This is a genomic window from Candidatus Saccharimonadaceae bacterium ML1 (assembly GCA_030253535.1).
Lineage (GTDB): Bacteria > Patescibacteriota > Saccharimonadia > Saccharimonadales > Saccharimonadaceae > Saccharimonas > Saccharimonas epibionticum.
Map to the genome: position 1 here is coordinate 412,052 of CP124550.1, position 22,333 is coordinate 434,384.

Genomic DNA, 22,333 nt, shown 5'->3' on the forward strand with positions numbered 1-22,333 from the left:
GAAGTATATAAAACGTGCGAGTGGTGGGGCACGGTAAGGAGGGTATCTATGCAGATCGCAATACTAAGCCGTACGAAACAAATGCTTCGTACGTTAAGCGCGTCGCGCCAAACGGTTGCACGGCGGACGGGAATGTCGTTCGTGGCGATTGCACTTGTACTGCAATCGCTCGTGCTCGTGATGGGCGCGCAAGCGCAGGCGTCGAGCGACGATATGATTTCGGGCGGCGTCGGCAGCAAAGAACAAATTTTAGCGCACTACGACGCGAACACAAATAACTTCCGCGATGTCATGACGTACAACGGCATTACGCGGGCAGAGCTGGCGGACATGTCGGCAATGAAACGTTTCACGGTTGACTCTAGCTCGTATTCATGGGGCTGGACGCCGCGCTTTAGCGAAGCGCAAGGTCAGCGCGCGCATTCGGTAGCAGGGCGCACGGTTTACTCGCGGCCGCATAGCTTGTGGGATTTTAGCTGGTATAACGGCTGGGAGGGCAAATCAGCGACGCGCGGCACATTCCGTATCGTGTCTGCGTGCGGCAATTTGGTGACATACAGCGTGCCAACGCCACCTGCTCCGAAACCAACGCCGAAACCGCAGCCTGCGGTAACGTGCGACAGCCTGACGGTTACGCCGATTCAAGGCTCGCGCACGAAAGTCCGTATCAGCGGCAAAGCGTCCGGTCAGAACGGCGGCGTCGTAAAAGAGCTCCGCTACTATGTGTTTGACGCGAACGGCAATACGATTATTCAGGCCTCGGCGCTCGGCGCAGAGAGTTCGACAACGATTGAATTGCCAGACGCTGCTGGCACGTATAAGGCGCAAGTGTACGCAGTAAGCGACCTTGGCAATATCACAAGCACATCATGCACGGCGCAAATCACCGTGCCGGAAAAACCGGTCACGCCGACTCCGACGCCCGACAAGCCGAGCATTACAATTGCAAAAACGGTCAATAAGCAAAAACACGCCGCGGTCGCTGTCGGTCAAGAATTTACCTATGAGATTACCGTCACAAACACTGGCAAAGTCGCACTGAAAGACGTCGTTGTTACCGACAATGCGCCGGCAGAAGTGTCGCTCGTCAAGGCAGACGCGGGTGCAGTCAAAGACAATACCTGGACATATACGATTCCTGAGCTCAAAGCGGGCGAAGCAAAAAGTTTCGTGCTCACCGCAAAGTACAGTAAGTATGCTGCAGGTACGCACAAAAACAACGTTTGCGTTGATACGCCGACTATCTCCGGCGGACCAGATGCCTGCGATAATGCGACGACGCAAACCGACGAAACCATTGAAGTCTGCGTGAAAGCAGAAAAAACGATTCGCACGATCAAGCGCAGCGAATACGACGCTAGCAAGCATGTCGATAAAAACTCAGACGAGTGCAAGACTAAACCGGTAAATCCGCCGTCAACGCCGCCGTCGGCTCCATCGCAGCCGACGCCGCCTGCGCCGCAAACACCGTCAACTCCGGCGCAGCCCTCAACGCCAGCGCCCTCGGCGCCGACCGTGACAGTCATGCCGCAGACTGGACCGTTGAATGTCGCAAGCGGATTATTCGGCGTCAGCGGTATCGCCGGTATGGCATATGCCTATGTCGCGAGCCGCCGCAGCCTGCGCTAGCGCACGTGCGCAGCCCAAGCTCATGGTAATTAGTTAAAATGCACCCGATGTTTCGGGTGTATTTTAACGTTGCCACCTGTCTATTGCTGCATCCTATCAAAGCAATGAAGGTCAAGATAGAAAAACAAAAATAGCCCCTGCTATAGAGCTATTTCCAGAACATAGACAAAACCTCATCTGGACATATTATCCGTAATTTGGCAGGGGAGACAGGACTTGAACCTGCGACACCCGGTTTTGGAGACCGGTGCTCTACCAACTGAGCTACTCCCCTATACGGACGGTAGTATTATACCATGAGCGGCGGCGTTTTGGCTAGTTTTTGCGGGTTGGCGGGTGCGGTTCGCTCACTGGTTGTTGTGCGTGCGCGTACCGTTCTTGCTAATCGTACGTAACCGCTGGTTGATGTAAGTATGCACAGACGTGCGTTTCGTGCGGCGTGCAGATTCAGACGATTTACCGTTCGATGGCGTCTGCGGACGATCTCGCTTCACGCGGACAGCGCGTTTCAAGCGCTTGTTAGCCGTTTCGTCGGCGTTGTGCGATATGGGCGGCAGCGACAATAAGCGTTCGCTCGGCTCTTTATCTTCATCAAACGCGCTCACGGCATTCACGAAAAACTTTTCGATTAGCCACTCGCGCCCCGGCGCCGTTTGCCCGACGACGGTGATGTGCCAGCGGTTGTCTCCCCACTGGTTGATATCGGTGATATGCAGCGGACGCGCCAGCATGGTCGGACCTTTCGGAATCGCGGCGATGACGCGCTGAATTGCGTTAACGCCGCGGTCTTTATCGCGCACAAAGATATCAACCGCGATAGTACGCACACCGCGCGGCGCCACGCGTACGCCGGTGATATTTTGATTGTGAACCGTGATAAGTTCGCCGTTGAGCGAGCGGACACGCGTCGACCGCAGCGTGAAGCGCTCGACTACGCCAGACAAATCCGAATACGGCTCAAGTTTCACGTAATCGCCGATTTTATACCAGTTTTCAGAAATCATAATTGCGCCGGCTGTCAAATCGCGCAAAATAATGCCGATCGTCTGCCCAGCAATCAGCGCAAACATTGCTCCGGCACCGATAGCCGCTAGCCCGCTCGCGCCGGATGAATTATTCCCCGCTGTCGGGCTCAGCAAAATCCACGCTATATACCCGACGACAATTACCACGAGCGCCCGCACGATGGCGATAAACATACTCAAGTACGTTTCAGTTTGGCGCAGCCGCATAGCGCGCGCTTCGTCCGACTCTTTGTCGCTGCGCGAGGCGATGCGCTGAGCGATAAAAATCAAGCCTCTCGCCAAAAAGCGGCTCAGCCAATACGCCGCCAATAGCGATATAATCAAAATGAAGACCGACCGAAACGAGTGCGGCGATAATACGATCTGTTTGATTTCGTCGATAATCGACGAGGCGGTTGGCGTGCTTGCGTTCATGTTTTTCTCTGTTAACAATTGACAATTTCTATTGTATACAACTAGCGGGCGCGCTGTCAAATTGTATGAATATTTCGCGGACGCGCAGCCACTCTTGCACGCCCGCGCCGCTGGCGGTTGCATTTCGCCGCTAAGGGGTGTATAACTATAGGTGAGATAACATAAGGGGAATCAACGGACCGCAAGGTGTATACATGAAGATTTTGATGCTTGGGTGGGAACTTCCACCGCACAACAGCGGCGGATTAGGCGTAGCGTGCTACCATCTGTCCAAGGCGCTCGCACAACACGGCGCGTCGATTGATTTCATTCTGCCCTACTCAGCTCGGCATTCAAATGTCGACTATATGAACGTTCATGCAGCGACAAAACTAACGCCGCTACATCGGTTCGGCGCGATGGGCGCGTATGACAATAAAGGCGTTGATATACTTGATCTTGACCAAGTCGATATGCGCGACTTGCAGACAATGCGCGGCTTGCAAAAACGCTACATCAAATACGTCGAACGTTTCGTGCGCAAGACGGGCAGCCCTGATGTTATTCATGCGCACGATTGGCTTACAATTGAAGCAGGCTTGCGCGCCAAAGAGCTGACCGACGCGCCGCTGATCGTTCATGTGCATGCTACCGAATTTGACCGTGCTGGTTCGCACAACGGCGGCAACCCGATTATTCATGAGATTGAGTATAACGGTTTGATGATGGCGGATCGGATCATTGCCGTGAGCAATATCACCAAGCAAATCATTGTACAGAAATACGGCATTCCAGCAGACAAAATTGAAGTAATTCACAATGCAATCGACGTCGATTCGTTCGGCGATTACGAATACGACCGACGCACGTATCGTTATCTTGAAGTGCTAAAAAACGAGGGCTACACGGTAGTGTCGACGATCACGCGCTTCACAGCGCAAAAAGGTTTAGTGCAATTGATGCGCGGCGCGGCGCGGGCGTGCGAGCGCTACGATCGATTCGCGTTTTTGTTTGCCGGCGATGGCGACCAGCGCGACGAGCTTATTCAACTTTCTACGGATCTTGGCATTTCCGACAAAGTATTTTTCAGCGGATTCGTGCGCGGCAAGCAGTGGCGCGATGCATATAGCGTATCGGACGTGTTCGTGATGAGCTCGGTGTCGGAGCCGTTCGGGCTAACAGCGCTTGAAGCGGCGCACCACGATACGGCGCTGATCATCACTAAGCAGTCCGGCGTCGGCGAAATATTGCAAAGCGTACTGCGCTATGATTTTTGGGATACCGAAAAGCTCGCCGACCAGCTCGTGGCGCTTGCGACATCGCCGGCGCTGCGCGACAGCTTGAAGCGTAATGTCAAAAATGAATACGCGCGTATCAGCTGGAATGATGTCGCTGAAAAATGTATTCACGTCTATAACAACATGAAAACAGGAGAAGTCAATGAGTAGCAAGCGCGGAATCGTATTATATCTGCACGTTCACCAGCCGTGGCGCGTGCGCGAGTATACAGTATTTGATACGGCGGTCAACCATGATTATTTTGGCGAATGCAAAGAGCCGCACCGCAGCAACCGCGCAATTTTCGAAAAAGTAGCCGATAAATCATACCGCCCGATGGCGCGGCTACTCAAGCAATTGCTTGACACGCACCCGGATTTCAAAGTGTCGCTATCAATTTCCGGCACAATGCTTGAGCAAGCCGAAGCCTGGGCGCCCGATGTGATTGACGTATTTCGCGCGCTCGTTGAGACTGGGCGGACTGAAATCGTCGCTGACACCTATTATCATAGTCTTGCGTTTTTCTTTAGCCGGGCAGAGTTCGAGCGGCAGGTCGCGCTGTACCGCGCGAAAATTCGCGACTTGTTTGGCGTTGAAACGCGCGTTTTTCGCAATACCGAACTCAGTTACGATAATAATCTCGCTAAATGGGCGGATGACAACGGCTTCAAAGGTATTTTAGCAGAAGGCTGGGACCCAATCCTAGGGTGGCGCAGCCCGAATTACGTGTACCGTCCGATCAATACGAAGCACATCAAGCTGCTGATGAAAAATTACCGCCTGAGCGACGACATTGCATTCCGCTTCGGTAACCGCGATTGGGAGGAATTCCCCCTGCGCGCCAGTAAATACGACACCTGGCTGAACAACGCGCTTGGCGGCGACGGGCAAATTGTAAATTTGTTTATGGATTTTGAAACATTCGGCGAGAATATTTGGGAAGACACGGGTATTTTTTCATTCTTCTCAGATTTCGTCGACCGGTGGCTGAAAAATCCTGCCAACACATTTTACACAGCAAGCGGCGCGTGCGACGCATTCGACGCAGCAGACGAAGTCGACTGCCCGTACACGACCACGTGGGCAGACACGGAACGCGACCTCACGGCGTGGCTCGGCAATAGCATGCAGCACGAGGCAATGCGCCATTTATATGCGCTGGAAGACGACGTCATGCGTACCGACGATACCGATTTAATTTCAGACTGGCGGCGCCTGACTACGAGCGACCATCCGTATTATATGTGTACAAAATGGTTTTCCGACGGCGACGTGCACGCATATTTCAGCCCGTACAATTCGCCGTACGACGCATTTTTGTACTTTATGAACGCGCTGCGCGACATTCGTTACCGCGTATATGAGCACCATCGGCACGGAGGATTTTAATGGCGCGTCCAATCATACTAAGCAATGGCGAACTCCACGTCGGACTAAATACGTTCGGCGAAGTACATGATTTTTACTTCCCGTATGTCGGACTTGAAAATCACACCATCGGTAAAGAAACGAGCCATCATATAGGTGTGTGGGTCGACGGCAAGTGCTCATGGCTGCACGACGGCTCGTGGACGTTTGTATTTAGCTATCCGCACGACGCGCTGGTCGGGCATATCGTCGCGAAAAATCAGGCGCTCGGCATTATGCTTGAGTTTGATGATACGGTCGACGGCGAGCTCAACGCGTTTATGCGAAACGTACATATCGTCAATCTTGATACGCATGATAAAGACGTGCGGCTGTTCTTTCGCCAAGCATTCGTCATTGGCGACTCCGCCAGTATGACCGACACGGCGCAGTTTTTGCCGAACGACCAAGCAATCGTTCATTACCGCGGGCGGCGCACTTTCGTTATTTCCGGCACCGACGATCAGAAACGCGCGTTTGATCAATATACGATCGGGCTATTCGGTACCGAAGGGCGCGAGGGTACATTCCGCGACGCCGAAGACGGCGAATTATGGAGCTGTCCTGTCGAACATGGGCGCGTCGACTCAACGATTCGATTTAAGTTAGCTCTTAAAGCGCATAGTTCCGCGCGCGTACACTACTGGATCGCGTGCGGCACGACGCTGCGCGAAGCATTGTTCGTCCATAAACAACTGCGCGATAACGGCCTGAATGACCGCTACATTCTAACAACAAAATGGTGGTACCGTTGGCTGCGTCCCGCCGAAAAGGTTTCACGCAAAATTGATCCAGCGTACCGCGAACTATTCCTGCGGAGCGTCATGCTGCTCAAAGCTCACATCGACAAGCGCGGCGCTATCATCGCTAGCACTGATAGCGGCATGCTGAATTATTGGCGCGACGCATACGCCTACTGTTGGCCGCGCGACGGTGCATATGTGCTATGGCCACTGATTCGCATGGGCTATTACGAAGAAGCGTACCAATTTTTCGATTTTTGCCGGCGCGGGCTAAACTCTGGCGGATTTCTGATGCATAAATATCGGGCAGACGGTGCGGTCGGTAGCAGCTGGCACCCATACATTCACGATGATGGTTCAGTGACACCGCCAATTCAAGAAGATGAAACGGCGCTGGTATTATTCTTGTTCGGCCAATTGTATCGCAGTGCAAATGATCAGCGGCTTATGAAACGTTTTTATGAGCCGATGGTCGTGCCGATGGCAGATTTTCTGGCGAGCTACATTGATTCGTCGACCGGCTTGCCGAAACCATCGTACGATTTGTGGGAGGAGCAATACATGACGACCACTTACACGACGGCTGTCGTCTACGCGGCACTATCGGCAGCAGCAGATTTAGCAGACGATAATCATGATGACGGACATGCGGTCGCCTGGCGCTCAGCGGCGTTGGATATCGCTGAAGCAGCGCAAAAATATTTGGTCAATCACGACCGCGACGCGCTATACAAAGGCTTACGCCGGCATGCTGACGGCTCATACGAGCCGGATCAAACGATCGACTTATCGAGTATTTACGGCGCATTTATGTTCGGGCTTTTTTCTGCTGATAGCGGCATTGTCGAGCGCGCAGTGCAAACGGCGCGGCGCGTATTCAACGTGTCGCCCGATCGCCCGGGCGTTCCTCGTTACGAAAACGACAACTATCGCCGCCGCAATCCAGCAAGTCTCGGCAATTGGTGGTTCGTCACGTCGCTATGGCTCGCGCAGTACGACTTAGAAAAAGGCGACGCCGTATCGGCGCACAAGACGCTCGCGTGGGTGCGTGCTCACGCTCGGAAGACCGGCACATTGTGCGAACAAATCGATCCGGAAACAGAAACAGAAGAATCAGTTTCGCCATTATCGTGGAGCCAAGCAGAATTCGTTTCGACCGTGCTTGACACAATTACGAAAGGAACAAGCAAATAGTGTCTGGACGCGACCGCCTAAAGATTAGGCTTGCGCGGGCGCTACGCCACATGACGCCGGCGCACGTTGTACGGACGCGTCTGACGAAGAAAACGATTCAGAGTTTTGCCGATCAAGTCGGGCTGGTTTACTTTGGCTATGTTGACCAGCGCGATGGCGATCACCGCCCGGTGCGCGGGCACACGGTATCGCACACGCACATCGATAATCACGTTTGTATCGGTACAGTGCGCGGCTATGATGCGACAGTGCTTATTCGCAATGATGTCGTGCAGCTTCATGCGCCGAACGCGGCCGCAAAAACCAAGCGCCAGCGTTGCCATTGGCTCATCGTGGCGATTGACTTGCATACTCCGCGGACAGTTCCGCACGCTTACATTGGGCTCAAACAGCACGATGTCGTATACCGTTCGTCGTATTCGCACGTGCGGCCGCTCGCGATCGGGAATCTCGCGGCGTACGCGCCCCAGTTTTTGAGCAAATATACGGTATACGGTACGCCGACGCATGCGCTCGAAATTGAACAGCTGATATCGCCGCAAATCGCCAGCGTCATCACCTCGCATTTTAGCAAAATGAGCATCGAAATCGACCGCGGCACAGTGTACGTTTATTCCGAAAACGAGCAGCCGAACGAAGTGCAGCTTGAGAGAATTCTATCGAATGCGCTATGGATCGCCGAAGCGATTGATACGGCGTATGGCGCCGAATTGTGAGGGCGCAGTCATTTACGGTCCACTTGTAGATAACAAAAACCGCCCGTGATTTTAGAGCGGTTTTTATTGTATAAAACAGATTGCTAGCCCTTGCGCGGTTTTACCTCGTTGCGGCCGAGCGATTTTTTCGTTTCGGTATACGTTGCATGTTTGCGCGCCTTGGGGTCGTATTTGCGCAAAACCAGTTTATCTGGTGAATTCAGAGTGTTTTTGCGCGTAACGTAAGTGCGGTCTTTTGTTAGATCGCTGACGAGCGCTACAATTTTTCGCTTGGTGTTATTCTTCTTTGCCATAACTTCCCTTTTACCTTTGTACTAAGCTTCGACTATACAATATAACAGATTGGGGGCGATATTTCAAGGCGGAAGCCAGGCTGGCACAAAAGCACGCTCGGTTGTGTCGAATTTATCGGTAAAAAACAGCAGTGATATGATTTATGCGATGGTTTTTATTATCATCTATAATAGTAATTATGAAATGGCGAACTTGCGCTGTTGTTACCAATCTAATGCTACTCGTTTGGTTTGCTCTTGACATGGTTGGTATTAACTTCAGTGGCACATATCTTGTTTCGCAGTCATGGCAGGATGATGGAGTATTTTTTCTTATTGCCATCGTCTGCTTTCTTCTGTTTTTATTCAAAGAGAAAGTAGGAAGATACGTAATTGTTACGTGGCTTACTATCTGGCTTATCACACAATTCCTAAACCACTGGCTCTTCACAATCGTTGGCGGCACTGGCGCGCAAAATCTTAGACGCTTCTTCTCCCGCTCGCTTCACTGGACAGAATCCAAAACGCTGTACATTCCCGACATTTATCATACTGTATTGCACATTTTCATTGTACTTGCGCTTATTGCCGCCATCTTATATGTACGGTCGCGCAAGAATTCAGGGCGCACATAACTAAAAAGAAATATCTCAAGTTTAATAAAAGCCGCCCGTGAGGGCGACCGAATTGCGGATAAATCCAACGTGGAGCCACGATCGGGGCTTGAACCCGAGACCTCATCCTTACCATGGATGCGCTCTACCAACTGAGCTATCGCGGCACATATCACCACGCTTCGCAACATACTTGCGGAGCATAGCACTTCAAGATTATACCAAACTCCACAGCCCCTGCCTAGTACGCCAGTTATTTTCGGCGGGGAGCTCTAGTAGGCTTAACTTCGGGTTTTGGCAATTTCGGCGAAACGATAGAGTCAAGCAGCAGCCACATGGCAGCATTTGCAATGTACACGCCCGCTAGACCTACGGCAACAAGCACCAGTACTCGGCTGACATCTGCATTGACTAGTACAAACATGCCCGCAACAGCAGACAGTAGTACGGCTACTGTTATGTACGCCCGCTGCAATTTCGTGCGTTGATTTCGGTCGCCGCTCCACTCGGCAGCAAATTGCCGCAGAAATTCTCTCATACTTTAATTATAGCATAACTTTACGTAAAAAGCAATCAAACGCATCTATACAAAAGCAAAAAATCTCCTCAGGCGCGGAGATAAAAAACAAAACATGGTACCGGAGGTAGGACTCGAACCTACGAAGCTAAAAAGCGGGAGATTTACAGTCTCCTGTCATTGCCACTAGACGACTCCGGCATGACGATAGGTAACGCAAGCTCATAAATATGAAAACCTTGCATAATATGGAGCCGCTTCAGGGATTCGAACCCGGGACCCCCTCTTTACAAAAGAGGTGCTCTAACCAGCTGAGCTAAAGCGGCACGATGATATCCAAAAAATTAGAAAGGTACTAGCTTACCGCTCAAGATATAGTGTAGCGTATTTGTGCAGCGAGAGCAAGCCCTTTACATCGCAACGCGGCGAGGCTGCTTGATACGCGCGGCGGGCGGATTTTTGCTGTTGATCGCGCGGTTGATTCGCGTGCGCAACGCGCCAGCTTTTTCGTGCTCGCCATTACGCTCGTAAGCGTCTGCTAAAATATTGTAGCTTTGCACGCTTGGTTCTAGCTCAATCGCGCGCTCTAGGTGCTCAAACATTCGCTTTGGATGGTCAAGTTTTTCCTGCACCTTTGCATACGCAATATGGCGCGAAGCGACCGTTTCTTTCATCGCGAGCGCCTGTTCAAACGCCAGCGCTGCTTTTTCGTAATTTTCAGTTTCATAATAAATCAGACCGACATTGTGCAGACTTGACGCGCTCGGCTCTAAGCTCTGTGCAATTTCAAAGCATTCAATCGCATCGCCGTACGCTTGCTGCTTGGCGTATAAAATACCGAGCCGGTTGTAGGCAGTAGCATTACGCTCGTCGATACGCAGAATAGTTAACAAGGCTTTTTCGGCGCGCAAATACCGCTGCGACTTCAATGATTCCTGAGCAATTTCCCATAATTTATCAAGTTTCGCCGACAGCCTCTGCGGTAAATCCCGCGTCGCTTCATTTGGCGACTGCGTATACCACAGAGTAAAAATCCCAACCGCAACGACAAACAATAGTCCAAACATGTTACTGCCTATTATACCATTAACAACGTCAGGGCAACAAGCTGCAAGCGTACATTCCCGTTGGCGGCAATTCGCCCGTATGCATCGGCGATATGCTCGCTTTTATGGATAAGGCTGCGCGACGGATTGCGATGCAATGTATGCGTAATGATCGCGAGGCAGTACGACAACAACTGCTGTGCTGCCTGCCGGTCGGTGTAGCGCATAGCGATTACAGAGCGTTGGTAGTTTGATCCGCGAATAAACTGCTGCGCGTCGCGCACGATGTTGCCAATCTTCTCTAAATTCACCGGTTCGCGCGCGAGCTGCGTAAGTGCAGCTGGTTTTCCGGATGCTAAAAACAAAAGCTGCTGCTCAATACGCGGGTCATCGACGCCAAGCTGCTTAAGCAGTTGGTGCGTTTGGTGCAGCGAAATCGGCCTAATACTAAATCGTTCTACGCGCGACAAAATCGTAGCGAGCAGCAAATGCGGCTTGTGCGATGTTAGAATAAAGTGAATGTGCGGCGTTGGCTCTTCAAGCAATTTCAAAAATGCATTCTGCGCCCGGTGATTCATACGGTCGGCATCATCAATGATAAAAATCGTTCGCGTAGCAGCTCGCCCCCTCGCCTGCCGGCGCAGCTGGCGAATCGCGTCAAGCTTAATTGAGCCCGCAGGAGCAACGGCGCCGTCTTTATCGGTCGGTTGAATTATTGCGGCGATATTTACACCAGCGGCATACTTTGCAGCAGTGAGCAGCCCAGCGCCGTCAGCGCCAGTTAGCAATGTTGATTGCGGCAAGTCAGCGGCGAGCGCGTCAAGCTGCTGTTTCGTCGTGCTTTCAAATAGCAGGGTCGACATCATTCGCCTCCGGGAATAACTCAATGAACTCGCGCGGAACCGGCGCGGTGAATGTGCGGCGGTCGCCTGACGCGATGGCGATTTCGAGGGAATACGCATGCAAAAATAGCCGCGTGGCTGGCACGCCGTACACGCGGTCGCCAGTGATCGGTGCGCCGACATGCCGCAAATGCACACGCAGCTGGTGAGTGCGTCCAGTAAGCGGGCGAAGCAAAACGAGGCTTTTGCCGTCGTGGTGTGCGAGCACCTTATATATCGTTTGCGCCGGCTTGCCATTTACGTCTGGACGCCATATACTCGGAGCAGCAGGATTGCGACCGAGCGGAATATCGATTTTTGCATGCGGCTGCTTCAGTATGCCGTCCACGATCGCTAGGTAATATTTTTTCGTTTTACGCTCGGCAAATTGTTTTTTAAGCCGCACTGCCGCCTCCGGCGTCCGCGCACCGATTAGTACGCCGCTCGTGTCGCGGTCAAGCCGGTGGACGATGCCGGGGCGGTTCGTATTCAGCCCAACAGTCGTATAGCGCCGAAAAAAGTCAGCGGCCGTGAACTCGTCGTTCAATGCGCCCTTACTGTGCGTCAAAATTCCTGCCGGCTTATTAACGACGATAACGTCATCGTTAATATACAAAATCGGAAGCGTTTGGCTATTGTAATCCGCCGCACTCGGTAGATTAATTTCAATCCGATCCGCTTCGGTGACTTCTTGCTTCGGGCTTTTGGCGGGCGAATTATTGACAAAAATATTACCAGATTTGATATATTTCTGCCATACACTACGGCTATATTCAGGATGGCGCTCAGCGAGCACGACGTCAAGGCGACGTTTACGGCTTGTGAGCTGAAACAGATATACGTCTTTACCTTTGAACGGCAAACCGTAGGTTGTCAAGTCGCTCGTCGGATTTTCATAAAGCACCCCTTCGGCGTCGCTCTTTGCGGTAAATATTTGCTGCATGATATACGACTCGCAGTCTTCAGCCGTCTCGTCAAACAAAACAAAAAAGCGCTTGCGGTCAAATCGAAACGAGACGAGCCGGTTAATCGGGCTAGGATTCGTAACGTTAATCTGATCAATATGGCGCGGCACATTATCGCCTGTTGCCGCGTCAAACCGGCGCAAAATCGCTAATAAGTCGTTCGCGGTGACTTTCATTAGCGCCTCAATCCGATGGCTTTTTGCACGCGCAAAAGTGTTTGGTTGGCGGTTTGGTTGGCGGTGATTTCGGATGATTCAAGTTTACGCAAAATAGTATCATCGTCGACCTGCGCCAAACGTGCTTGAAAGCTTGCAAGAAATTCTGACATTTCATCTGCGACAATCTTTTTGAACTCGCCGTAGCGCTCTAATCCAGTGAACTCGCCAATGGTCTGCTGCAATGAGACCGCACGACCGTTTGCCTGGCGCACAAGCGTCAAAATTTCTAACAAATTGCTGATACCAGGCTGCGCCTCTTTATCGTAATGCACCCGCCCAAGCGAATCAGTTGCCGCCGACATGATTTTTTTACGCGCAGCAGCCGGCGTATCGTTTAAGAAAATCACGCCCTTGCCCGTCTCGTCTGATTTGCTCATCTTTTTAGCCGGATTTTGCAAGTCTTTGATACGCAAGCCCTGGTCTTTGCCAAAAAATTGATGTTGTTTCGCGACCGGCTCCGGCACGGTAAACAATTCGCCGAACTTATGGTTCATACGCTCGGCAATGTCGCGTGTAATCTCCAAATGCTGCGTTTGGTCGTCGCCGACCGGCACATAACGGGCATTATAAAGCAAGATGTCGCTCGCCATTAGTACGGGGTAGTCAAACAAACCGACCGACACGCGGTCATTTGACCTAGACCTATCTTTGAACTGCGTCATACGCTCCATCTCGCCGAAACCGACAAAATTATTAAGAATAATCGTCAATTCGCTATGCGCTGGCACGTAGCTTTGGCGATATAATTGAATTGCATCGTCGTCCAGCGGCAGACCGGCTGCAGTGTAGACACGTGCATTGTTCATTATGCTATCAAACAGTTGGCTGTGGTCAATCGGCGTCGTAAAACTATGTAGGTCTGGAATAAATAAATTAACAGTATACTCAGCCGAACGGCGCCGCGCCATATCGATAATCGGCAGTATCGCACCAAAATAATTGCCAACGTGCAAGTCATTGTTAGCGCGAACGCCAGTGAGAATAACGGGTTTAGTCATAAGTAACTCCTATTATAACAGGTATTTTTATTAGAAAAATAATCGGCTCCAGTAGTGCTGCGCGGCAACCTGATTAACCGCTGAACAATAAAACCAAAAAAGCCAAGCCCGCCGATTGTGTGGCGGGCTGATCAGTAATTTTTAGAAATCATCTACAAAGCACAGAGCAAACCGCCACATAATGTGCCGGTGCGCCAAGCGAATGTGTTTTGCGATAATACCATGCACCTATTATACCATAGCCACAAAAAACCACCCCTGCCTGCGGGGGCGGTTTTTTCGTAAGTTTGCCGAATAAAGCAGCGCGGAAAATACTTTAGCGCTTTGAGTACTGCTCTCGCTTGCGGGCGCTGCGTAAACCGTATTTTTTGCGTTCCTTTTCGCGCGGGTCGCGCTTCATGAAACCGGCTTTTTTCAGCGGAGCACGCAAGTCTGGTGCGCTGACGGTAATCGCTTTAGCAATTGCCTGCTTGATTGCATCAACTTGTCCGCTTAGACCACCGCCTTTTACAAGCACGCTGACGTCAAATTCCTTTTGCTTGCCAACGAGCGCAAGCGGATCGGTGATTTCAGCGAGCAGCGTTTTATTATCCGATAAGTAATCGCTGGCAGATTTGCCGTTAATCGTCACCTTGCCTTTGCCGGCAGTTAGGCGGGCACGCGCTGTTGCGCTTTTGCGCCGGCCTAGCCCATAGTCATATGGTGCAGTGTTCATAGCCATTAGTTAACCTCTACTTTCTCTGGTTTTTGCGCAGCGTGCGCGTGCTCGCTTCCAGCAAAAATCTTCAGGCGAGCTAAGCGACCTGCCGCGAGCTTATTTTTCGGCAGCATACCTTTAACCGCAAGTTCAATGATGTTTTCCGGACTCTTTTCACGCAACTCTTTAAGCTGCGCTTCTTTAAGCCCGCCCGGAAATCCGCTGTGGCGATAGTACATTTTGTCGGTTTCTTTATCGCCTGTTACCGGCACTTCGGCGGCATTAATGACAACGACATAGTCGCCGCCATCTACATGCGGCGTGTAGGTCGGCTTGTATTTGCCAATTAGATACTTAGCAATTTCGGTCGACAAGCGTCCAAGCGTTGCGTCTTTAGCGTCGATCAAAACCCAACGCCGGCTGACATCAGCTGGTTTTTGACTGTAGGTGCGATCTACCATTACTTCGCCTCCTTATCTGGCTTCGGCATGTCTTTCAGCTCGTCGACAAACTCAATAACCGCCATTTGAGCACCATCGCCCACGCGTAAACGCGTGCGCTCAACGCGAACATGACCACTGGTGCGGCCAGTTAGCTGCGGCGCGATTTGATCAACCAATTTGACGGCAGCAATCTGCGTGCTGAGTCCGGCGATAACCGCGCGGCGGTTTGCAAGGTCGCCTTTTTTCGCCTTGGTAATTAACTTTTCAATATAGCGCACGAGCTCTTTGGCTTTTGGCAGCGTCGTTTCGATCCGCTCCTCCATCACCAAGCTCGTCGCTAGACCTTTCAGGAGCGCTCTGCGCTGATCGCGTTCGCGGCCAAACTTGCGCCCTTTATATCCGTGTCGATGCATTTAGAGCTCCAATTCTGCTAATTTATCTTTAACTTCGTCAAGCGCTTTACTGCCGAACCCTCTGAGTTCGCGCAGATCTTGCTCGCTGAGCGTGACTAAGTCACGAACTGTGCGGATACCATTGTTAGTAAGCGCGTTTACCGTACGAGCACTCAAGCCTAGGTCTTCAATTGACCGGTCAAGCTCGTCTACGTCGTCTTTAGCCTCAGTGCCAAGCGCCGGTGCGGCTTCAACTTTCGTACTGCCCGCCAGCGCGCTATATTGGTTTACTAAAATTGCGGCAGCTTCCTCAAACGCTTCGCGCGGCGTGAGCGAGCCGTCGGTTTCGATCGTAAGCTCCAGTTTGTCAAGGTTCGTCTCTTGACCAACGCGGGTCGGGTCAACCTTAAACCGCACGCGTGTCACCGGGCTAAACATTGCGTCGACAGCGATCATATCGCTATGCAAACGCTTTTCGCTTGATTCTTCAATCGTTTGGTAGCCGCGTCCAGATTCAACCACGAGATCGAAAACGGTCGTTCGGCTGTCATCGTCAACAGTACAGATGACATGATCTGGATTCATTACCTCAACATCAGCGTTCGCTTGAATATCAGCGGCAGTGATTTCACCCGCGCCATGCTTTTCGAGGCGCAGCTCAACAGGCTCGTCGGTCGCAATGCGGAAATTCACGCCTTTGAGGTTTAGCATGATGTCGACGACATCTTCTTTGATGCCCGGAACGGTCGTAAACTCGTGCGTTGCGCCCTCGATGCGAAATGCCACGACGGCACCGCCGCGGATGCTTGAAAGCAGCACGCGGCGCAAGCTATTACCGAGCGTGTTGCCGTAATTGACGTGCAGAGGCTCAACAATAAACGTACTCGAAAACTCGCTATTATCAATAATCTGAGCAAGTGCTGGATTGTGAATTACTTTAGACATTTTATATCTCCTTACCCTTTTTAGCGTGAGTAATACTCAACAATTAGCTGCTCATTAATATCTGCTTCGGCTTCCTCGCGCTTCGGCGCGCCAGTGATTTCAATCTTCAGCTTTTTAACATCACCCGTCAACCAGCTGAGCGGAACTTGCGACGTATTGCTGTAGATATCGTTTATGTTCGTGAAGTAGCCCGATTTGACGCTTTTTGGACGAACGGTAATGACATCGCCGGCTTTAACGCGAATCGACGGAATATCAACGCGGCGGCCATTGAGTTCGAAATGCCCGTGGCTCACGAGTTGGCGCGCTTGGCGGCGGCTCGTCGCGAAACCAGCGCGATATACAGCATTATCTAAACGTAACTCCAGGAATTTCAGTAGGTTTTCACCAGCGAGTCCCGGCTTGCGAACCGCTTCGTTCATCAACTTTGCGAATTGCTTTTCAAGCAAACCATACATGCGGCGCACTTTCTGCTTTTCACGCAGCTGCGTAGCGTACATGCTCTGCTTGCCTTGGCGTCCATGAGCGTGCTCGCCCGGAATACCACTTTTACGCGCAAGAATCTTATGCGCTTTTGGATGAAGCGCAACGCCTTCGCGGCGGCTCTGCTTCACTATTGGGCTTCTATCTCGCGCCATTACGCCCTCCTTGCCTTTCGCGGACGGACACCACCGTGCGGAACGCCGGTCACGTCTTTTATACTATTAACTGTGATATCAAACGTACTGAGTGCACGAATCGCCGCATCGCGGCCCAAACCAACGCCTTTGACGAAGACATCGACCGTACGCAAGCCGTAGCCGCTCTTGGCTGCTTCAGCCGCTTTTTCGGCAGCGATTTGCGCAGCATAAGCGGTACCTTTTTTACTGCCGCGGAAACCGCACGCGCCAGCACTCGACGCAGTAAGCGCATTACCCTTACTATCTGCAAATGTCACAATTGTATTGTTAAATGTTGCTTGTACATGCAACTGACCGTTCGGAACAGATCGGCGCTGCTTTTTCTTTGAAGATTTTGCTTCTGCCATAAATCTAATCCTTCCTCATCAAGTCTTGCTTGCTGCTTTTGGTTGTGCGCCGCCCACGGCGATTGCCTTACCCTTACGAGTCCGTGCATTCGTACGAGTACGCTGACCGCGAGTCGGAAGACCAGCCTTGTGGCGCAAGCCGCGGTAGGCATTAATGTCTTTCAGACGCTTAATATTATTTGTCACCAGGCGCTGCAGATCGCCTTCGGTCACATAATCATTGTCGATAATGTCGCGAAGTTTCTGCTCTTCAGCCTCGGTGAGATCCTTCACCCGAGTGGTCGGCTCAATCTTTGCCGCCGCAAGGATGTCCCGTGCAAACTTCGGTCCGATCCCGTAAATATACGTGAGCGACACCTGCACTTGCTTATCGTCGGGGATAACAACCCCAGCAATTCGAGCCATGCTTAACCCTGCCTTTGCTTATTCTTAGGTTTTTTCTTGTTGATGACACGGAGACGGCCTTTGCGCCGAACCAGCTGATCATCAGGGCTGATTTTTTTGACACTCGCACGAACTTTCATGAGCGTACAAACTCCTTCAGGAAAAACCCTGCATTAATGAAATCCGATGATATCAGGTCGGATTTCGGTTATTAATCACGTGCGCGGAATACGATTCTACCCTTGGTGAGATCATACGGGGTTAACTCGACTTCCACGGTATCGCCTGGGACTAAGCGGATGTAGTGCTTGCGCATTTTGCCGCTAATGTGAGCGATAATACTTAGGCCGTTCTCCAACTCTACTTTGAATTGCGTATTAGGCAGTGCTTCCACTACCTTACCGCGCAATTTAATAACTTCCTTGGAACTCGCCATAGATATACAGCTCACTATTATAGCGTAGGTTATAACAAAAGTAAATAGGTTGCGAGAGGAATCGCCTGTATCGCGTCGATTCGCGTGCATATACCCGCCCGGTACAGTAAGAGGCTACTACGCTTTGGCGCGGCGAAATTTGCTGAATTTCAATTTCGGCAAGCGGCGCTTTTTTGTATTGCTGCCGCCAAGTTCGTCAATATCAAAGTCGTCATACGTGACCATCAACGCCCGCGAATTGACCTGGCGCAATGTTTCAAGCCCAACCGTCACGACGATAAGCAGTCCTGTACCGCCGATTGATAAATTCGAGATATTCAGCCCAAGCTGCGCAAAAATATAATCCATAATAAATGGCATAATCGCGATAATACCCAGCGCAATTGAGCCGAACAGCACTAAGCGGTTGACGGTCGTACTCAAATATTTCTCAGTCGTCGCACCAGGACGCACACCCGCGATAAAGCCACCTTGCTTCTGCAAGTTTTCAGCGATTTCATTTGCATTAAACACGATACCGGTATAGAAATAAGTGAACGCAATGACGAGCAAAAAGTATAACACCGGATAAATCATCACCGTCCAGTCGCCATTAGCAAAGTTTTTAGCGGTCGGCGACTGAAACCACTTAACCAGGTTGTTCGCGACAGTTGCATTAGCACCCGGCATCACTTTCATAACTTGCCCGACAAACGCCGGCAAACTGAGGAATGCAACGGCGAAAATAACCGGAATCACGCCCGCAGCGATAAGCTTGACAGGTAAAATGCTCTTGACTCCGCCATAGCTCGTGTTACCCGCCACGCGCTTAGCATAATTGATAGTAATGACGCGCTGCGCTTCGTTAATTTTCACGAGCATATACAACAGGAGCAGCCCAATAATGCCAATCGCCAGGACGAGCCAAAATGTCGTCGGGTCTACCGGCACATTAAACCAACCAAACATGCTAAGCTGCCCTTTTGCCGTCGAGAATAACGAGCTAATCAGCGTACCAAATGTTGTCGGCAACTGGCTGATGATGCCGGCAAAAATTACAAGCGAAATACCATTGCCAATACCCTGCTCTGTCATTAATTCGCCGAGCCACATCAAAAGCACCGAGCCGGCGGTCATCGACGTGACAGCGATTACCCATTGCCATGGCGTGGACTGCGCGCTGCCGGTGGTCGATCCAGCTAGTACTGATTGCTGTAGAATGTACACGAACGCAATCGATTGAACAATAGCCAGCGGCACCGTCACGATACGCGTCCATTGCTGGATCTTGCGCCGTCCAGACTCGCCATCTTTGTGCAGCTCCTCAAGCTTCGGAATCGCTTTCGTTAGCAGCTGCGTAATAATACTCGCAGTGATAAACGGACTCATACCAACAAGTACGATCGAAATTTGGCTCAGCGCACCGCCGCTCATTAGATTCAAAAAGCCGCCAAAGTCGCTGCTGCTCACTACGCCTTCAATAATACTTTTTAGTTCCGTCGGATTCGCAAGCGGCACCGGCACGTGCGCCAAAAACCGGAACGCGACAATCAAGCCAAACACAATCCCCAGGCGCTTTTGCATATCTCGGTTTTTGAGCGAGCGGACAATAATTCTCCAATTCATACTACAACCCTCTGTCTCTACAATAAATAACTCCCCATAGTATACACGATAGCGCGCGGGATTGCTAGACGACGTACGCAGCGCGAGCGGCATTGTCGACATATTGATTTCGGCAGGCGACATCCATATCCATATCGCAGCCATTGGCGCGGCGCTGGAAATATAATTATAATTAACAAAAAAGCGCCCCCGAGAAACCAGGAACGCTTCTGTAATGTCGACAAACGGATTATCGCTATTTTGCTTCGTCTTCCGCCTCAGCTTCTTTGGCTGATTTTTGCAACGGCGCGGCGACTTTTTCGAATGAGCCGCCGGCTTTTTCAAGCGCTGCGATTACGCTCTTTGATGCGCCTTGCGTCTTCAGCGTAATTTTTGCGGTTAATTCGCCGCGCGAAATTACTTTCACAGTGTAGAACGGCGTCATAATTAAGTCCGCTTCGTACAACGCGAAGTTATCGACTTCGCCCTTCAGCCCATTCAGGCGGTCTGAGTACACGACTTGCGCCGGCGCGCGCAAACTCTTGAACCCGCGCGCTTTTGGCACGGCGCTCACGATGCCATTCTGCCCGCCCTGGAACATCGCGCGAAGCTTCTTGCCGGTGCGAGCATTTTGGCCTTTCGTGCCGCGGCCAGCAGTTTTACCGCCGCCTGCCGAAATACCGCGTCCGACGCGCTTGCGGCTCTTATGGCTGTTAACTTGGAGTTCGTTGTATTTCGTCATACTATTCCTCCTCTCCGGCTTTCGCTTTCGCGCCCGCTTTGACGCCGAGCCACTGCTCGCGCGGCACCAGGCTGTTGAGCGCTTCAATCGTCGCGTAAGCAATGTTCACTTTATTTGTGCTGCCAAGCGACTTTGAAAGCAAGTTGCGAATACCCGTAACGCCGATAATAGCGCGCACCACGCCGCCGGCAATAATACCCGTACCAGGCGCTGCCGGTTTAATTAGCACGCGGGCGCCACTCAATTTAACTTCCATGTCGTGCGGAATCGTCTCGTTCGCGACTGGAATCGTAATCAAGTGCTTCTTGGCGACATCCGTCGCTTTCGCAATCGCCGCCTGCACGTCTGCACCCTTAGCAACGCCGACGCCGACTTTATTTTTGTGATTACCTACGACAACGAGCGCCTTGAATCGGAAACGACGACCGCCTTTCACGACGCGCGCCACGCGGTCAATATTGATTACCACTTCCTCAAATTCTTTCGGCGCATCATCGCGCCTGTTGCGCCGGTCATCGCGGCGACCACCTCGACTCTGCCGACCGCCGCGCGAAGCGCGTCCGCGGTCAGCGCGAGGCGTGGTTTGTTCTGTAGCTTGTTCTGCCATTTAGAACTCCAATCCTTCCTTGCGTGCAGCCTCAGCAAGCGCCTGCAGACGACCAGCGTACTGGCGCCCGTTGCGGTCAAAGACGACTGCGTTAATCTTAACTTTCTTGGCTTTTTTCGCAATATCCGTTCCGATAGCTGCACATTTTTCAGTCATCGTGCCCGATATTTTCGTACCGACCGTCGTGGCGGCAGCAAGCGTCGCGCCAGTCGCATCGTCAATCAGCTGTGCCGATACATGCATATTGCTAATCGTCACACTCAAACGCGGGCGCTCCGCCGTGCCATTTACTTTTGCGCGCACACGCGCCTTGCGCAAGCTCCGGTTCAACAGTTTCTTTGCAAGATTACTCATTATTTCTTACCAGCCTTTCCTGCTTTGCGCAAAATTTGCTCGCCGAGATGCATGATACCCTTGCCCTTGTATGGCTCCGGTTTCTTAAGCGCGCGGATCTCTGCCGCCGTTTGCCCGACTTTTTGCTTATCAATACCGCTGACGACAATTACCATCTTTTCGTTAGACACGTTCACGCCTTCGGGCGCTTTATATTTGACTTCGTGGCTGAAACCAAGGCTCATCGTCAGCTCGTTGTTGCTAGACGATACGCGAAAACCGACGCCTTTTACTTCTAGGCGCCGCTCGTAACCCTGCGTTACACCCACGACCATATTGTTTATCAACGCCCGCATCAACCCATGTTGAGCGCGCGCTTGCCTCGATTCATCTTTGGGATGAACCGTGACTTGTCCGTCTTCGACTTTCACATCGACAGCTGGCGTAATGAACTGGACGAGTTTACCCTTTGGGCCTTCGACCGTTACATCGCCAGAGTCAACCGTGATTGTCACACCGGCCGGAATAATCACCGGCAGTTTTCCGATTCGACTCAGACTCATGTCTCACCTTTCGTTAGATTTTAAGTAACTTGGTTATTGTAGCATATCCGTACGTGCGCCGCAAGTGCTAAAATGTCATGTGAATCAGAGTTTATCAAAAATAAGAGTGTAATAAGAGTATACCAAATCAAGCTGAACCACTTGGCGCTTGGCGTGAAAAGTGCCCAGGGATTATACGCCCCCTGGGCTTTGGCGTGACCGATTTTAGAGGCTGCTCCTGTCGCCAGTGGCGTTATCGTCTTGTGGGTACAGAATCGCGCAGACGACACCAGCAAGGCAAGCGC

Annotated in this window: 26 protein-coding genes, 4 tRNA genes and 1 pseudogene; 6 read left to right on the forward strand and 25 right to left on the reverse strand. The window is 51.6% G+C overall.

Features of this window, described 5'->3' with window-relative positions:
* Positions 1-48 precede the first annotated feature (48 nt).
* Positions 49-1,629 (forward strand): DUF7507 domain-containing protein, encoded by a 1,581-nt coding sequence (locus SEML1_RS02115; RefSeq protein ID WP_376754406.1) that lies wholly within the window; start codon positions 49-51, stop codon positions 1,627-1,629.
* Positions 1,630-1,827: 198 nt separating this feature from the next.
* Here the strand turns inward: SEML1_RS02115 and SEML1_RS02120 are convergent.
* Positions 1,828-1,903, reverse strand: a tRNA-Trp gene (locus tag SEML1_RS02120).
* Positions 1,904-1,976: 73 nt separating this feature from the next.
* On the reverse strand, positions 1,977-3,068 hold the full coding sequence (locus tag SEML1_RS02125; RefSeq protein WP_376754407.1) for a mechanosensitive ion channel family protein: 1,092 nt from the start codon (positions 3,066-3,068) through the stop codon (positions 1,977-1,979).
* A gap of 194 nt (positions 3,069-3,262) precedes the next feature.
* On the opposite strand from SEML1_RS02125, the gene SEML1_RS02130 reads away from it, so the two are divergent.
* From SEML1_RS02130 to SEML1_RS02145, 4 genes are read left to right on the forward strand one after another with little or no spacing between them, the layout of a single operon-like run.
* A complete protein-coding gene (locus tag SEML1_RS02130; RefSeq protein WP_376754408.1) occupies positions 3,263-4,495 on the forward strand; it encodes a glycosyltransferase family 4 protein in 1,233 nt (410 codons plus the stop codon).
* Positions 4,488-5,714, forward strand: a complete 1,227-nt coding sequence (locus tag SEML1_RS02135; RefSeq protein WP_376754409.1) for a glycoside hydrolase family 57 protein — start codon at positions 4,488-4,490, stop codon at positions 5,712-5,714. The genes SEML1_RS02130 and SEML1_RS02135 overlap by 8 nt, the downstream gene beginning before the upstream one ends.
* The gene (locus SEML1_RS02140) at positions 5,714-7,669 is read left to right on the forward strand and encodes a glycoside hydrolase family 15 protein (protein ID WP_376754410.1); all 1,956 of its coding nucleotides are present in this window, start codon (positions 5,714-5,716) and stop codon (positions 7,667-7,669) included. The genes SEML1_RS02135 and SEML1_RS02140 overlap by 1 nt, the downstream gene beginning before the upstream one ends.
* Positions 7,669-8,385, forward strand: coding sequence for a hypothetical protein (locus SEML1_RS02145; protein ID WP_376754411.1), 717 nt, complete (start codon positions 7,669-7,671; stop codon positions 8,383-8,385). The genes SEML1_RS02140 and SEML1_RS02145 overlap by 1 nt, the downstream gene beginning before the upstream one ends.
* Before the next feature lie 125 nt (positions 8,386-8,510).
* Here SEML1_RS02145 and rpmG read toward each other — a convergent pair.
* Positions 8,511-8,678 (reverse strand): annotated as a pseudogene (gene rpmG, locus SEML1_RS02150) (50S ribosomal protein L33); the annotation flags it as partial.
* Between the two features lie 179 nt (positions 8,679-8,857).
* On the opposite strand from rpmG, the gene SEML1_RS02155 reads away from it, so the two are divergent.
* Positions 8,858-9,292, forward strand: coding sequence for a hypothetical protein (locus SEML1_RS02155; protein WP_376754412.1), 435 nt, complete (start codon positions 8,858-8,860; stop codon positions 9,290-9,292).
* Positions 9,293-9,362: 70 nt separating this feature from the next.
* On the opposite strand, the gene SEML1_RS02160 is transcribed toward SEML1_RS02155, so the two are convergent.
* From SEML1_RS02160 to rplF, 22 genes are all read right to left on the reverse strand, one after another.
* Positions 9,363-9,438: transfer RNA gene (locus SEML1_RS02160), tRNA-Thr, on the reverse strand.
* A gap of 86 nt (positions 9,439-9,524) precedes the next feature.
* Positions 9,525-9,809, reverse strand: coding sequence for a hypothetical protein (locus tag SEML1_RS02165; protein ID WP_376754413.1), 285 nt, complete (start codon positions 9,807-9,809; stop codon positions 9,525-9,527).
* Positions 9,810-9,904: 95 nt separating this feature from the next.
* A tRNA-Tyr gene (locus SEML1_RS02170) sits at positions 9,905-9,989 on the reverse strand.
* Positions 9,990-10,037: 48 nt separating this feature from the next.
* Positions 10,038-10,114: transfer RNA gene (locus SEML1_RS02175), tRNA-Thr, on the reverse strand.
* Positions 10,115-10,198: 84 nt separating this feature from the next.
* Positions 10,199-10,855: a tetratricopeptide repeat protein gene (locus SEML1_RS02180; protein ID WP_376754414.1), complete on the reverse strand. Its 657-nt coding sequence runs from the start codon at positions 10,853-10,855 to the stop codon at positions 10,199-10,201.
* Positions 10,856-10,866: 11 nt separating this feature from the next.
* Positions 10,867-11,700: an AAA family ATPase gene (locus SEML1_RS02185; protein ID WP_376754415.1), complete on the reverse strand. Its 834-nt coding sequence runs from the start codon at positions 11,698-11,700 to the stop codon at positions 10,867-10,869.
* Positions 11,678-12,856, reverse strand: a complete 1,179-nt coding sequence (locus SEML1_RS02190) for an RluA family pseudouridine synthase (protein WP_376754416.1) — start codon at positions 12,854-12,856, stop codon at positions 11,678-11,680. The genes SEML1_RS02185 and SEML1_RS02190 overlap by 23 nt, the downstream gene beginning before the upstream one ends.
* The gene (gene trpS, locus SEML1_RS02195) at positions 12,856-13,896 is read right to left on the reverse strand and encodes a tryptophan--tRNA ligase (protein WP_376754417.1); all 1,041 of its coding nucleotides are present in this window, start codon (positions 13,894-13,896) and stop codon (positions 12,856-12,858) included. The genes SEML1_RS02190 and trpS overlap by 1 nt, the downstream gene beginning before the upstream one ends.
* A 316-nt stretch (positions 13,897-14,212) precedes the next feature.
* Complete coding sequence (gene rpsI, locus SEML1_RS02200; RefSeq protein ID WP_376754418.1) at positions 14,213-14,617, reverse strand: 30S ribosomal protein S9; 405 nt, start codon at positions 14,615-14,617, stop codon at positions 14,213-14,215.
* Positions 14,617-15,054, reverse strand: coding sequence for a 50S ribosomal protein L13 (gene rplM, locus SEML1_RS02205; RefSeq protein ID WP_376754419.1), 438 nt, complete (start codon positions 15,052-15,054; stop codon positions 14,617-14,619). Before rplM ends, rpsI begins: the two co-directional genes overlap by 1 nt.
* Positions 15,054-15,449, reverse strand: a complete 396-nt coding sequence (gene rplQ, locus SEML1_RS02210) for a 50S ribosomal protein L17 (protein WP_376754420.1) — start codon at positions 15,447-15,449, stop codon at positions 15,054-15,056. The genes rplM and rplQ overlap by 1 nt, the downstream gene beginning before the upstream one ends.
* Entirely contained in the window at positions 15,450-16,373 is a 924-nt protein-coding gene (locus SEML1_RS02215) for a DNA-directed RNA polymerase subunit alpha (protein ID WP_376754421.1), read from the reverse strand.
* Positions 16,374-16,393: 20 nt separating this feature from the next.
* Entirely contained in the window at positions 16,394-17,011 is a 618-nt protein-coding gene (gene rpsD / locus SEML1_RS02220) for a 30S ribosomal protein S4 (RefSeq protein ID WP_376754422.1), read from the reverse strand.
* Entirely contained in the window at positions 17,011-17,400 is a 390-nt protein-coding gene (gene rpsK, locus SEML1_RS02225; RefSeq protein ID WP_376754423.1) for a 30S ribosomal protein S11, read from the reverse strand. The genes rpsD and rpsK overlap by 1 nt, the downstream gene beginning before the upstream one ends.
* A gap of 18 nt (positions 17,401-17,418) precedes the next feature.
* Positions 17,419-17,805, reverse strand: a complete 387-nt coding sequence (rpsM, locus tag SEML1_RS02230) for a 30S ribosomal protein S13 (protein ID WP_376754424.1) — start codon at positions 17,803-17,805, stop codon at positions 17,419-17,421.
* 2 nt (positions 17,806-17,807) lie between these two features.
* The gene (gene rpmJ / locus SEML1_RS02235; RefSeq protein WP_023794230.1) at positions 17,808-17,924 is read right to left on the reverse strand and encodes a 50S ribosomal protein L36; all 117 of its coding nucleotides are present in this window, start codon (positions 17,922-17,924) and stop codon (positions 17,808-17,810) included.
* Positions 17,925-17,995: 71 nt separating this feature from the next.
* Positions 17,996-18,220 (reverse strand): translation initiation factor IF-1, encoded by a 225-nt coding sequence (gene infA, locus SEML1_RS02240; RefSeq protein ID WP_376754425.1) that lies wholly within the window; start codon positions 18,218-18,220, stop codon positions 17,996-17,998.
* A gap of 117 nt (positions 18,221-18,337) precedes the next feature.
* Complete coding sequence (gene secY / locus SEML1_RS02245; RefSeq protein ID WP_376754426.1) at positions 18,338-20,149, reverse strand: preprotein translocase subunit SecY; 1,812 nt, start codon at positions 20,147-20,149, stop codon at positions 18,338-18,340.
* Positions 20,061-20,546 carry a 50S ribosomal protein L15 gene (rplO, locus tag SEML1_RS02250; protein WP_376753628.1) on the reverse strand — a complete coding sequence of 162 codons (486 nt, stop codon included), beginning with the start codon at positions 20,544-20,546 and terminating at the stop codon, positions 20,061-20,063. The genes secY and rplO overlap by 89 nt, the downstream gene beginning before the upstream one ends.
* Position 20,547: 1 nt before the next feature.
* A complete protein-coding gene (rpsE, locus tag SEML1_RS02255) occupies positions 20,548-21,153 on the reverse strand; it encodes a 30S ribosomal protein S5 (RefSeq protein ID WP_376753629.1) in 606 nt (201 codons plus the stop codon).
* Complete coding sequence (gene rplR / locus SEML1_RS02260; protein ID WP_376753630.1) at positions 21,154-21,507, reverse strand: 50S ribosomal protein L18; 354 nt, start codon at positions 21,505-21,507, stop codon at positions 21,154-21,156.
* Positions 21,507-22,043 (reverse strand): 50S ribosomal protein L6, encoded by a 537-nt coding sequence (gene rplF / locus SEML1_RS02265; protein ID WP_376754430.1) that lies wholly within the window; start codon positions 22,041-22,043, stop codon positions 21,507-21,509. Before rplF ends, rplR begins: the two co-directional genes overlap by 1 nt.
* Positions 22,044-22,333 lie beyond the last annotated feature (290 nt).

Coding starts and splice junctions, on each gene's coding strand:
- SEML1_RS02165 (WP_376754413.1), bottom strand. CDS start 9,809: ATGAGAGAATTTCTGCGGCAATTTGCTGCCGAGTGGAGCGGCGACCGA.
- rpsD (WP_376754422.1), bottom strand. CDS start 17,011: ATGGCGCGAGATAGAAGCCCAATAGTGAAGCAGAGCCGCCGCGAAGGC.
- rplR (WP_376753630.1), bottom strand. CDS start 21,507: ATGAGTAATCTTGCAAAGAAACTGTTGAACCGGAGCTTGCGCAAGGCG.
- SEML1_RS02125 (WP_376754407.1), bottom strand. CDS start 3,068: ATGAACGCAAGCACGCCAACCGCCTCGTCGATTATCGACGAAATCAAA.
- SEML1_RS02135 (WP_376754409.1), top strand. CDS start 4,488: ATGAGTAGCAAGCGCGGAATCGTATTATATCTGCACGTTCACCAGCCG.
- SEML1_RS02215 (WP_376754421.1), bottom strand. CDS start 16,373: ATGTCTAAAGTAATTCACAATCCAGCACTTGCTCAGATTATTGATAAT.
- rplO (WP_376753628.1), bottom strand. CDS start 20,546: ATGACGAAATACAACGAACTCCAAGTTAACAGCCATAAGAGCCGCAAG.
- rpsM (WP_376754424.1), bottom strand. CDS start 17,805: ATGGCTCGAATTGCTGGGGTTGTTATCCCCGACGATAAGCAAGTGCAG.
- rpsK (WP_376754423.1), bottom strand. CDS start 17,400: ATGGCAGAAGCAAAATCTTCAAAGAAAAAGCAGCGCCGATCTGTTCCG.
- SEML1_RS02190 (WP_376754416.1), bottom strand. CDS start 12,856: ATGAAAGTCACCGCGAACGACTTATTAGCGATTTTGCGCCGGTTTGAC.
- rpsE (WP_376753629.1), bottom strand. CDS start 21,153: ATGGCAGAACAAGCTACAGAACAAACCACGCCTCGCGCTGACCGCGGA.
- SEML1_RS02140 (WP_376754410.1), top strand. CDS start 5,714: ATGGCGCGTCCAATCATACTAAGCAATGGCGAACTCCACGTCGGACTA.
- SEML1_RS02155 (WP_376754412.1), top strand. CDS start 8,858: ATGAAATGGCGAACTTGCGCTGTTGTTACCAATCTAATGCTACTCGTT.
- SEML1_RS02115 (WP_376754406.1), top strand. CDS start 49: ATGCAGATCGCAATACTAAGCCGTACGAAACAAATGCTTCGTACGTTA.
- SEML1_RS02130 (WP_376754408.1), top strand. CDS start 3,263: ATGAAGATTTTGATGCTTGGGTGGGAACTTCCACCGCACAACAGCGGC.
- rplM (WP_376754419.1), bottom strand. CDS start 15,054: ATGGTAGATCGCACCTACAGTCAAAAACCAGCTGATGTCAGCCGGCGT.
- rpsI (WP_376754418.1), bottom strand. CDS start 14,617: ATGGCTATGAACACTGCACCATATGACTATGGGCTAGGCCGGCGCAAA.
- infA (WP_376754425.1), bottom strand. CDS start 18,220: ATGGCGAGTTCCAAGGAAGTTATTAAATTGCGCGGTAAGGTAGTGGAA.
- trpS (WP_376754417.1), bottom strand. CDS start 13,896: ATGACTAAACCCGTTATTCTCACTGGCGTTCGCGCTAACAATGACTTG.
- SEML1_RS02180 (WP_376754414.1), bottom strand. CDS start 10,855: ATGTTTGGACTATTGTTTGTCGTTGCGGTTGGGATTTTTACTCTGTGG.
- SEML1_RS02185 (WP_376754415.1), bottom strand. CDS start 11,700: ATGATGTCGACCCTGCTATTTGAAAGCACGACGAAACAGCAGCTTGAC.
- rplQ (WP_376754420.1), bottom strand. CDS start 15,449: ATGCATCGACACGGATATAAAGGGCGCAAGTTTGGCCGCGAACGCGAT.
- rpmJ (WP_023794230.1), bottom strand. CDS start 17,924: ATGAAAGTTCGTGCGAGTGTCAAAAAAATCAGCCCTGATGATCAGCTG.